General features: G+C 57.2%; 8 protein-coding genes. 1 reads left to right on the top strand and 7 read right to left on the bottom strand.

The genetic code is table 11. The annotated features are described in order from the left end of the window. Positions 1–16 precede the first annotated feature (16 nt). The 5 genes from glgA to asd form a co-directional block, all read right to left on the bottom strand. Complete coding sequence (gene glgA / locus COO59_RS10125; RefSeq protein WP_103059676.1) at positions 17–1,450, bottom strand: glycogen synthase GlgA; 1,434 nt, start codon at positions 1,448–1,450, stop codon at positions 17–19. Positions 1,451–1,517: 67 nt separating this feature from the next. Next, positions 1,518–2,810, bottom strand: coding sequence for a glucose-1-phosphate adenylyltransferase (gene glgC / locus COO59_RS10120; protein WP_103059675.1), 1,293 nt, complete (start codon positions 2,808–2,810; stop codon positions 1,518–1,520). Positions 2,811–2,820: 10 nt separating this feature from the next. Then, positions 2,821–4,806, bottom strand: coding sequence for a glycogen debranching protein GlgX (gene glgX / locus COO59_RS10115; protein WP_103059674.1), 1,986 nt, complete (start codon positions 4,804–4,806; stop codon positions 2,821–2,823). Then, the gene (gene glgB, locus COO59_RS10110; protein ID WP_103059673.1) at positions 4,803–6,989 is read right to left on the bottom strand and encodes a 1,4-alpha-glucan branching enzyme; all 2,187 of its coding nucleotides are present in this window, start codon (positions 6,987–6,989) and stop codon (positions 4,803–4,805) included. Before glgB ends, glgX begins: the two co-directional genes overlap by 4 nt. Positions 6,990–7,439: 450 nt before the next feature. Continuing rightward, positions 7,440–8,546, bottom strand: a complete 1,107-nt coding sequence (gene asd, locus COO59_RS10105) for an aspartate-semialdehyde dehydrogenase (protein ID WP_103059672.1) — start codon at positions 8,544–8,546, stop codon at positions 7,440–7,442. 242 nt (positions 8,547–8,788) lie between these two features. On the opposite strand from asd, the gene COO59_RS10100 reads away from it, so the two are divergent. After that, positions 8,789–9,382, top strand: coding sequence for a YhgN family NAAT transporter (locus COO59_RS10100; protein WP_103059671.1), 594 nt, complete (start codon positions 8,789–8,791; stop codon positions 9,380–9,382). Between the two features lie 178 nt (positions 9,383–9,560). Here COO59_RS10100 and gntU read toward each other — a convergent pair whose 3' ends face one another. Further along, entirely contained in the window at positions 9,561–10,901 is a 1,341-nt protein-coding gene (gntU, locus tag COO59_RS10095) for a gluconate transporter (protein ID WP_103059670.1), read from the bottom strand. A 9-nt stretch (positions 10,902–10,910) separates the two neighbouring features. Then, positions 10,911–11,447, bottom strand: a complete 537-nt coding sequence (gene gntK / locus COO59_RS10090; RefSeq protein ID WP_103059669.1) for a gluconokinase — start codon at positions 11,445–11,447, stop codon at positions 10,911–10,913. Positions 11,448–11,508: the final 61 nt, after the last annotated feature.

Genomic DNA, 11,508 nt, shown 5'->3' with positions numbered 1-11,508 from the left:
AGTATCCTAAATCAGGTTACAACAACCGTTGATAAAGATCCCGGTAGGCCTGTGCAGCCACCTGCCAACTAAAGTCCATCGCCATCGCCTGTCGCTGAACGTAGCGCCAAAGAGAAGGACGAGACCACAACACGAACGAACGTCGAATAGCGCGCAGCAGCGACCAGGCGTTGCTGTCCTCAAAGGTGAAGCCGCTGGCGATGCCGTCCGCCAGGTTCTCCAGAGAGCTGTCATTAACCGTATCCGCCAGCCCGCCGGTGCGTCGTACCAGCGGCAGCGTGCCGTACTTCAGGCCATAAAGCTGCGTCAGGCCGCAGGGTTCAAAACGGCTCGGCACCATGATGACATCCGCTCCGCCCATAATGCGGTGGGAGAACGCTTCGTGATAACCAATCTGTACGCCGACGCTGCCGGGGTTTTCCGCCGCCGCCGCCAAAAAGCCCTGCTGCAATACCGCGTCGCCCGCGCCCAGCAACACCAGCTGTCCGCCCTGCTCCAGCAGGCTCGGCAACGCTTCCAGCACCAGATCCAGCCCTTTCTGCTTAGTCAGACGGCTCACCACCGCAAATACCGGCACGCTGTCGTCAACCTTTAAGCCCATCGCAATTTGCAGCTGGCGTTTGTTCTCCGCCTTGGCATCCAGCGTATCGCGGTTGTAACGCGCGTTGAGCAGCAGGTCATGCGCCGGATCCCAGATCAGCGGATCGACGCCGTTAAGGATGCCGCTCAGGCGCCCTTCCCGCATCCGCTCCGCCAGCAGCGACTCCATGCTGTTGCCATATTCCGGCAGGGTTATCTCACGCGCATAGGTCGGGCTGACCGCCGTAATATGATCGGCAAAGAACAGCCCGGCCTTGAGGTAAGAGATCTGGCCGTAGAACTCCAGACCGTGCATATCGAAAAACGACCACGGTAGCTGGATTTCATCCATATGATGCGCGTAGAACAGCCCCTGATACGCCAGGTTATGCACGGTAAACACCGACTTCGCCGGACGTCCACGCGCCGCCAGATAGGCGCAGGTTAAACCGGCGTGCCAGTCATGCGCATGCACAATATCCGGACGCCAGCGGGTATCCAGCCCGCAGGCAAGCTCACATCCCATCCAGCCGAGCAGCGCAAAGCGCAGATAGTTGTCTGGATAATCGTACTGATTTTCATCGTGATAGGGGCTGCCCGCGCGGTCATATAACCCCGGAGCCTCGATAAGATAAATGCCGACCCCATTAAAATGTCCAAAGTGCAGCGTAACGAAGCCTGCGAAAGTTTGCAGCTCAGCGACGACTTCCGTGTCGGTAATTCCCTTGCGCAGATCCGGAAACGCCGGGAGTAAAACGCGCGTATCCATTCCTTCTGCAATCTGTGCTGCCGGTAATGCCCCCACCACATCAGCTAACCCGCCGGTTTTTAACAGCGGGAAAAGTTCTGAACAGACATGTAAAACCTGCATTCTCGGCTCCTTTAACGGAAATCTGGCGCGATCCTCGCGCAGATTGCGTGTATTACTGTTTTGTCGGTCAGGCGGAAGTGTCGGCCAATCTGGCCAGCATTTCGCGCGTTACCAGCACGATGCCCTCTTCGGAACGATAAAAACGGCGGCTATCTTCGTCAGGGTTTTCGCCGATTACCATGCCTTCCGGAATAACGCAGGCGCGATCGATGACGCAGCGGCGCAGACGACAAGAGCGTCCCACCACTACGTCAGGCAGCAGCACTGCAGAATCAATATTGCAAAATGAGTTCACGCGCACGCGTGAGAACAGCACGGAATGGACCACCACCGAACCGGAGATAATGCAGCCGCCGGAGACCAGCGAGTTCATGGTCATGCCATGACTGCCGGAGCGATCCTGGACAAACTTAGCCGGCGGCAAAGGCTCCATATGGGTGTGAATCGGCCATTCATGGTCATACATATCCAGTTCCGGCGTGACGGAAGCAAGGTCGAGGTTGGCGCGCCAGTAGGCTTCCAGCGTTCCCACATCACGCCAGTAGGGCTCCGCGTCGTCATCGTTTTGCACGCAGGAGAGGTTAAAGGAGTGCGCCAGCGCTTCGCCGCTGGCGACGATTTTCGGCAGCAGATCTTTACCGAAATCGTGGCTGGAGCCAGAGAGCTCCAGATCCTCTTCCAGCAGCTGATAAAGGTAGTCGGCGTTAAATACGTAGATGCCCATGCTGGCCAGCGCTTTGCTGTCATCGCCCGGCATTGACGGCGGCTGCGCCGGTTTTTCCACGAAATCCACCACGCGGTTTTTTTCGTTTACCGCCATAACGCCAAAGGCCGTCGCCTCATGCAGCGGCACCGGCAGGCAGGCGATGGTGCAGCGCGCATTGTTATCGACGTGGTCCAGCAGCATACGCGAGTAATCCATTTTATAGATATGGTCGCCCGCCAGGATCACGATATATTGCGCATCGTAACGCCGAACAATATCCAGGTTTTGCGTGACCGCATCGGCGGTGCCGCGATACCAGTGCTCGGTGCTAAAGCGCTGCTGCGCCGGCAGCAGATCGACAAACTCATTCATCTCTTCATTGAAGAATGACCAGCCGCGTTGAATATGCTGCACCAGCGAGTGGGACTGATACTGCGTAATCACCCCAATGCGCCGGATGCCGGAGTTGATGCAGTTCGACAGCGCAAAATCGATAATGCGAAATTTGCCGCCAAAATGCACCGCAGGTTTAGCGCGCGTCGCGGTCAAATCTCTCAGGCGCGTGCCGCGTCCGCCTGCAAGAATGAGGGCCACAGTTTGTGTTGGCAGCTGTCTCGCCAGCATCAGATGTTCGGTACGTTCTAACTTGACCATGTCTGACTCCTTATACTCGCTTTTGGAACACACACGCGTCGTGCGCAGGCCCATGCCAGACAGTCGACGAGACAGGATTATCTTCCCCGGCAAAAGGGGGAACCGCGCGCCATTCTCCGTCTGTTAGAGGTATTTCGCTCACGTCTTGCGTGGCATTAATCGTGATCAACCAACGTCCGGAAAGCAGGATTTGCAGCTTATGCTCTCCCTGCTCCCAGTCTTGCGCATTCATCGGCTCTCCCTGACCGTTAAGCCACTGAACGCTCCCGTCGCCTTCCGTCCACCAGCGATCCTGCGTCAGCGCCGGGATCTGCTGGCGCAGATGAATCAGAGCGGCGGTAAAGGCGTACAGCCCTTCATCCTGGTTTTCCCAGTCAAACCAGGTCAGTTCGTTATCCTGACAGTACGCATTATTGTTGCCGTGCTGCGTATGCCCGTGTTCATCACCGGCCAGCAGCATCGGAGTGCCCTGCGCCAGCAACAGTGAGGTTAGCAAGGCGTGCGCGCTGCGACGGCGGCGCTCCAGCACATTAAGCGATACCGTTAATCCTTCGCTGCCGTGATTGTGGCTAAAGTTGCCGTTGTGTCCGTCGCGGTTATCCTCGCCGTTGGCCTCATTGCGCTTACGCGTAAAGCTCAACAAATCGCGTAGGGTAAAGCCGTCGTGGGCGGTAATCAGGTTCACCGTGGCGGATGGCTGGCGGCCATCATGCTGGAAGGCGTCGCTGGAAGCGGCGAAACGGCGCGCAAAGTCGCCGTTGGATAACTCGCCGAGCAGCCAGTAGCGGCGCATATCGTCGCGGAAGCGATCGTTCCAGTCGGCAAACGGTGACGGAAAGCGCCCCATCTGATAGCCGTGCGGCCCAATATCCCACGGCTCGGCGATCAGCTTCACCGCTGAAAGAATCGGACAGGCTTTTAGCGCCGCGAGGAAAGGCGCATCGGCGCGAAAATCGGGCGTTCTTCCCAGTACCGACGCCAGGTCAAAGCGAAAACCATCGACGTGGCACACCGTAACCCAATAACGCAAACAGTCGAGCGCCCAGCTCATCACCTGCGGATGGCTGAGATTGAGCGTGTTACCGCAGCCGGTCCAGTTGTGGTAATGCCCGTCGTCGGTTAACCAGTAGTAGCTGGCGTTATCTATGCCGCGCATCGACAGCGTTGGACCAATCTCTTCCAGCTCGGCGGTATGGTTAAGCACCATATCCAGCACCACTTCAATGCCCGCCGCGTGCAGGGCTTTTACTGCCTGCTGGAACTCCTGTAGCGCGCTGCGTCCGCCCTCGCCGGAGGCGTAGCGCGGCTCTACCGACCAGAGCGCATACGGGTTGTAGCCCCAATAGTTACGCAGCCCCAGCTGCTGCAGACGCGGCTCATCGGCAAACTGCGCTACCGGCTGCAGCTGCAGCGTGGTGATACCCAGCCCTTTGAGGTAATTGACAATAGCAGGATGCCCCAGCGCAGCGTAAGTGCCGCGCTGCGTTTCCGGAATTTCCGGATGCCGCCGGGTTAATCCACGCACGTGCGCTTCATAGATCACCGTATTACCCCAGGGCACGCGCGGCGCGACGTCATCGCCCCAGTTAAAATCTTCCGCGACCACCACGCTTTTCGGCGCAATCGCTGCGTTATCCTGCTCATCGCGCTGCCATTCGCCGCCGTTAAACAGCGGGCTATCCACCACCTCGCCCTTGACGGCGCGCGCGCAGGGATCGATTAACAGCTTAGCCGGGTTAAAGCGATGCCCCTGCTCCGGCGCCCAGGGGCCATGTACCCGATAGCCGTAGCGCTGGCCCGGTTTGAGTCCCGGTACGTAGCCGTACCAGATGTTATGGGTGCGCGACGGCAGGTCATAGCGCGCTTCCTGCCCGTGTTCATCAAACAGGCAGAGTTCCACGCGCTGTGCGTGTTGAGAAAACAGCGTGAAGTTAACCCCGTTACCATCCCAGCTGGCGCCAGAAGGAGCGGGATTACCCGTACGCAAATGACTCATTCCGCCTCCCGGACCAACCAAATCGTCGCCAGCGGCGGCAATGTCAGCATCAGCGAATGCTCACGGTTGTGGCTGGGTAACGGATCGCTCCACACCACGCCGCCGTTGCCAGCGTTGCTGCCGTGGTAATGAACGGAGTCGGTATTGATGATTTCGCGCCAGCCGCCCGGCTGGTTGATGCCAAAGCGGTAGTTGGTGCGCGGAACCGGCGTAAAATTGCTGGCAACAATGATTTCGTTACCTTCACGATCGCGGCGCGCAAAGATAAATACCGAATTCTCATAGTCATCCACCACCAGCCATTCAAAGCCGCTGCCCTCGAAATCGCACTGATGCATCGGCGCATGGTGCCGATAGATAAAGTTAAGATCGCGCACCAGACGCTGTACGCCGTGGTGCCAGTTATCCTCGCCTTCCAGCAGGTGCCAGTCGAGGCTGGCGTCATGGTTCCACTCACGCCCCTGGGCAAATTCGCCGCCCATAAACAGCAGCTTTTTACCGGGGAATGCCCACATCCAGGCATAATAGGCGCGCAGATTAGCGAACTTCTGCCAGGCATCGCCCGGCATACGATCGAGGATCGAACGCTTACCGTGAACCACCTCATCGTGCGAAAGCGGCAGCACAAAGTTTTCGGTGTAGTTGTACAGCATACCGAACGTCATCAGGTGATGATGGTGGCTGCGATAAACCGGATCGAGCTTCATGTAATCCAGCGTGTCGTGCATCCAGCCCAGGTTCCATTTGTACCAGAAGCCCAACCCGCCCATTTCCAGCGGACGCGACACGCCGTGAAAATCGGTGGACTCTTCGGCGATAGTGACCGCGCCGGGTGCGGTGTTTCCCAACATCCGGTTGGTGTAACGAATGAAATCAATCGCTTCGAGATTCTCACGGCCGCCAAAGTGGTTCGGCACCCATTCGCCCTGCGGACGGCTGTAGTCGCGGTAGATCATCGAGGCCACCGCATCCACGCGCAGGCTGTCAATGCCAAAGCGCTCTACCCAGTAAAGCGCGTTACCGGCCAGGTAGTTGCTGACTTCACGGCGCCCGTAGTTATAAATCAGCGTGTTCCAGTCCTGATGAAACCCTTCGCGCGGGTCTTCATGTTCATACAGCGCGGTGCCGTCAAACTGCGCCAGGCCGAAATCATCGGAAGGGAAGTGGCCGGGCACCCAGTCAAGGATCACATTCAGCCCGGCGGCGTGCGCGGCGGCGACAAAATGGCGGAACTCATCGCGCGTGCCGTAGCGCCGGGTCGGCGCGTACATGCCCACCGGCTGATAGCCCCAGCTGCCATCAAACGGATGCTCGTTAATTGGCATCAGTTCGATATGGGTAAAGCCCATCTCTTTAACATAGGGAATAAGCTGTTCTTCCAGCTCTTTATAGCTCAGCCAGAAGTTGTTATCGGCATGGCGCCGCCAGGAGCCAAGGTGAACCTCATAAATGGAAATCGGCGCGTCAAAGGCGTTTGCCGCCTTGCGATCCTCGCGCATGACGACCTTTTCCGGCAGTCCGCAGATCACCGAGGCGCTGTCAGGCCGCATTTGTGATTCAAAAGCAAACGGGTCCGATTTCAGACGCAGCTGCCCTTTATTATCAACCACTTCAAATTTGTAGAGCTGTCCGGTGCGCGCCGCGGGCACAAACAGCTCCCAGACGCCGATTTCACGGCGGAAGCGCATCGGGTGACGACGGCCATCCCAATAGTTAAAGTCGCCTACCACCGAGACGCGACGAGCGTTGGGCGCCCAGACCGAGAAACGGGTGCCGTTAATGCCGTCAATCACTTCGGCATGAGCGCCCAGCGTTTCATAGGGGCGTAAATGGGTGCCTTCCGCCAGCAGCCAGCTGTCCAGTTCCTGCAACAGCGGGCCGAAACGATAGGCATCGTCAATCAGATTCTGCTCGCCATGCCAGGTGACGGCCAGCTGATAGCGGAACGGGTTTTTACGACGCGGGATAACGCCGTGAAAAAAGCCGCGTGAATCGAGACACTTCAGCTGAGCGCATTTACGTCCGGTGCTGGTTTCGATCACCCACACTTCAGTTGCATCAGGCAACAGCGCCCGCACCTCAAGTTTGTTACCGGTCTGATGCATTCCCAATAGTGAAAACGGGTCAGCATAGTGACCTTCAATAATCGCATTAATCGCCTGGCGATCCGGGAGCTCTGACATGACTTTCTTCCTGTGATGTATGGTAGCCGAAACGTTACGTGAGAAGACGTTAGCCTGACTACTCTTCAATGAGCCATGCGCACGCCGACAGAGCCGCACCTTTCCATGGAAAAAGCGTTGCCGCGCGCATCAACTTTTAATATTCAAAGCAGAAAAACAAAACAGTCTTGCTAAGCATAGACAAGGCAAACAATAAGCCTGCAAACTTTGCATAAAATAATTAGCACAATGCTGAAAAAGAGGATACGGATCACCTGACGGTTAAATTTACGCCAGCCTGATGAAAAAACAGGGAAAGAATGAAGCAATAAAGTGCGGATTAATAAGCGGGTGCTTGCGCGGGGAGTTCAGCCGATCGTAAAAACGCAAAAACCGTCATCCCTGACGGTTCGGCCCGCGCCGTTTATCTGAGCGCTGCCCCATCCGTAGGCCGAATGGGGCAGTAACCGCTTAATCGACCAGTAAGCGCAGCATGCGGCGCAGCGGTTCGGCCGCGCCCCACAGCAGCTGATCGCCAACGGTAAAGGCGGAAAGATATTCCGGCCCCATGTTCAGCTTACGCAGACGACCTACCGGCGTGGACAGCGTGCCGGTTACCGCCGCCGGCGTCAGCTCGCGCATCGTCAGCTCACGATCGTTGGGCACCACTTTGACCCACTCATTATGCGATCCCAGCAGCTGTTCGATCTCCGCCAGCGGCACATCTTTTTTCAGCTTGAGCGTGAAGGCCTGGCTGTGGCAGCGCAGCGCGCCAACGCGCACGCACAGACCGTCAACCGGAATGGTCTGCTGTGTACTAAGAATCTTGTTAGTTTCCGCCTGGCCTTTCCACTCTTCACGGCTCTGGCCGTTTTCCAGCTGTTTATCAATCCACGGGATCAGGCTGCCCGCCAGCGGCACGCCGAAATTATCCACCGGCAGCGTGCCGGAACGGGTGAACTCGGTGACTTTGCGTTCGATATTCAGAATCGCCGACGCCGGATCCTGCAGCTCTGGCGCAACGTGATCGTGCAGCATCCCCATTTGCGTCAGCAGCTCGCGCATATGACGCGCGCCGCCGCCGGAGGCCGCCTGGTAAGTGGCTACGGAAGCCCATTCAACCAGGTTGTGCGCAAACAGGCCGCCCAGAGACATCAGCATCAGGCTCACGGTACAGTTGCCGCCCACAAAGGTTTTAATACCTTTATCCAGCCCTTCGCGGATCACCTGATGGTTAACCGGATCGAGAATAATAATCGCATCATCCTGCATACGCAGCGTGGAGGCCGCGTCAATCCAGTAACCCTGCCAGCCGCTGGCGCGCAGCTTCGGATAGATCTCACTGGTATAGTCGCCGCCCTGGCAGGTGATAATAATATCCAGCGCGCGCAGCGCCTCGATATTAAACGCATCCTGCAGCGTACCGCCGTGGCCGCCAACCGTCGGCGCGGCCTGGCCGTGCTGGGAGGTGGAGAAAAAAACCGGACGAATCGCGTCAAAGTCACGCTCTTCACTCATGCGCTGCATCAGCACTGAGCCGACCATACCGCGCCAACCAATAAGACCTACATTTTTCATTGAACACCTGCTACAGGCTACCGGTGCGATGACTGCATCACCAGAGTAGCGCCTGACCGTCTGAAGAGTGAAAATATCGGTTCGCCAGAAAGCGAAGCCCGCCAGAGAAAATGGGTTTACCTGTAACCCTCAACTCTACAAAATGCAGCTCTGCTGGCAAGTGAATTAATTCGATTGAGTTAATCTTTTCAACAGCATTGCTAATAACGGCGCTGCTGACTCAAGAGTAAAGAGCAAAATAAATGACTGAAATGATCTCTGCGACCATATTATTGTTGTTGATTATGGATCCGCTCGGCAATTTGCCGATTTTTATGTCGGTTTTAAAGCATCTGGAGCCGAAACGGCGCCGCATCGTTCTGATCCGCGAAATGCTCATTGCGCTGGCGCTGATGCTGCTTTTTTTATTCGCTGGCGAAAAAATTCTGGCGTTTCTTAACCTGCGGACCGAAACGGTATCGATCTCCGGCGGCATTATTTTATTCCTGATCGCCATTAAAATGATTTTTCCGTCGGCGGAAAGCAGCAGTACCGGCCTGCCGGTCGGCGAGGAGCCGTTTCTGGTGCCGCTGGCGATCCCGCTGGTGGCCGGGCCTTCGCTGCTGGCGACGCTAATGCTGCTTTCGCATCAGTATCCGCATCAGATGGGCTATCTGGTCGGCGCGCTGCTGTGCGCCTGGGGCATTACGGTGGTGATTTTACTGCTTTCCGGCCTGTTTTTGCGGCTGCTGGGCGATAAGGGCGTCAATGCGCTGGAACGCCTGATGGGGCTGATTCTGATTATGCTGGCGACGCAGATGTTCCTTGATGGCATCCGCGCCTACCTGAAGATTTAGCGTACCGGGGATAAGTCACGGCAGAAGCGGATAGTCACTATAGCCTAAATAATTCGGGCTGCAGGCAGGCGGCAACGCAGTGAATCCCCGGCAGCTACCGCAGTAAGTGACCGGGGTGCACGAGGAAAGCCAACGCACCTGCAACCTGAAGTATGACGGGTATCTCCGCCCGTTACGATCAGGAGAGCAGTTCGAAAGCGATCATGCCGATGATGGCGCCTGTGGTTCCCAGAATGGTTTCCATCAGCGTCCAGGTTTTTAGCGTTTGCGCCTCGGTCGCGCCGGTAAAGCGGCCAAACAGCCAGAAACCCGCATCGTTCACATGACTGACCACAATCGATCCGCCAGCGATGCACAGCGACAGCGCCGCCATCTGCGCGCCGTTGTAGTGCAGCGGCTCAATGACCGGCATCACCAGCCCTACCGCCGTCAAACAGGCCACCGTCGCCGATCCCTGAATGATACGCACCGCCGCCGCGAGGATAAAGCAGGCCAGCGCAATCGGCAGTCCCGCGCCGGTTAAGGCGTTGCCCAGCGCCGGGCCGACGCCGGAATCTACCAGCACCTGCTTAAACACGCCGCCCGCGCCGATGACCAGCAGGATAATGCCCGCCGGCTGCAGCGCGCTGCCGCAAACCTGCATCACCTTCTCTTTATCCATGCCCTGACGCCAGGCCAGGCCATAAATCGCCAGCAGCAGCGCCAGCAGAATGGCGGTAAAAGGATGGCCGATAAATTCCAGCCATTCATACAGGCGCGATCCCTCAGAGGTAAAGCGCGCGCCGATGGTTTTCAGCCCCACCAGCACCAGCGGAAACAGAATCAGCGACAGGCTGAAGCCAAAGGAGGGCAGCTTATGCGCTTCCACTTCCGGCTGCGCCACCTCTGCCGGCACGTTAAAGCTGACGTGACGGCTGATAAAGTTGCCGAACAGCGGACCGGCGATCAGCATACCGGGCAGCGCCGCGCACAGTCCCAGCAGGATCATCCAGCCAAAATCAACGTGCATCTGCGAAGCCAGCAGCATCGGCGCCGGGCCGGGCAGCAGAAACGCCGCCGCCGCCGCAACGCCGGCAAACAGCGGGATCACCAGCTTGACCAGGTTATCGCCGGTGCGCCGTGCCACGGCGAAAGCGATGCTGATCAGCAGCACTACCGCCACCTCAAAAAACAGCGGCAGCGCGCAGATCAAGCCAGCTATCCCCATCGCATAATGCGCCCGGCTTTCGCCGAACGATTTCAGCATCCGAATAGCGATTTGATCGACCGCGCCGGTTTCATGCAGGATTTTGCCAAACATGGCGCCCAGCGCCACCACCACGGCGAGAAAGCCGAGCGTGCCGCCCATGCCTTTTTGCATGGTTTCGGCAATTTTATCCAGCGGCATCCCGGAAAACAGGCCAGCGCCAAAAGAAACTAATATCAGGGCGACAAACGCGTGCATACGCGCCTTCATCACCAGAAACAGCAGCAGAACAACCGAACCTGCTGCGGTTAAAACCAGGGTTGCGGTACTCATCAGAAACAACTAATCCTTTTTAATCGCACCCTCAATGGTTGCGATGGTGGCGGCAACGACATCTGGCAGGGTGTGATTAATATCAACCACCAGTACATCGCTTTCATCATTGCCAGGCTCTTCCAGGGTATCGAACTGGGAGACCAGCATTTGCGGCTTAAAGAAATGGCCTTTACGCGCCTTCAGGCGGCTTTCAATCGTGGCGAAATCGCCTTTCAGATAGATAAAAGAGAGGTTGTTATTCCCCTGACGCAGAATATCGCGGTAGCTTTTTTTCAGGGCGGAGCAGACGATAATCGAAACGGCCTGGGTACGCTGCATCGCAAATGCCGCATCGTTGACCGCCTGCAGCCAGGGGCAACGATCTTCATCGTTCAGCGGATGGCCTTCGGCCATTTTTTCGATATTCGCGCGCGGATGCAGAAAATCGCCGTCGAGAAATGCGGTTTTCAGCTGGTGCGAGACTTCATAAGCAACGGCGGATTTGCCGCTGCCTGATACGCCCATCAAAATAAATACGTGATGTGACGGCGACTGGTTTTGCATTGTTGTTAGCTCCGGCAGATGAAGAGGCGAATGTTACCGATAACATTGCCGCACCCATTCT

The sequence above is a fragment of the Mixta theicola genome, from assembly GCF_002895925.1.
Lineage (GTDB): Bacteria > Pseudomonadota > Gammaproteobacteria > Enterobacterales > Enterobacteriaceae > Mixta > Mixta theicola.
The sequence above is the reverse complement of the archived record's forward strand: the minus strand, read 5'-3'. Positions and strand labels throughout refer to the sequence as shown.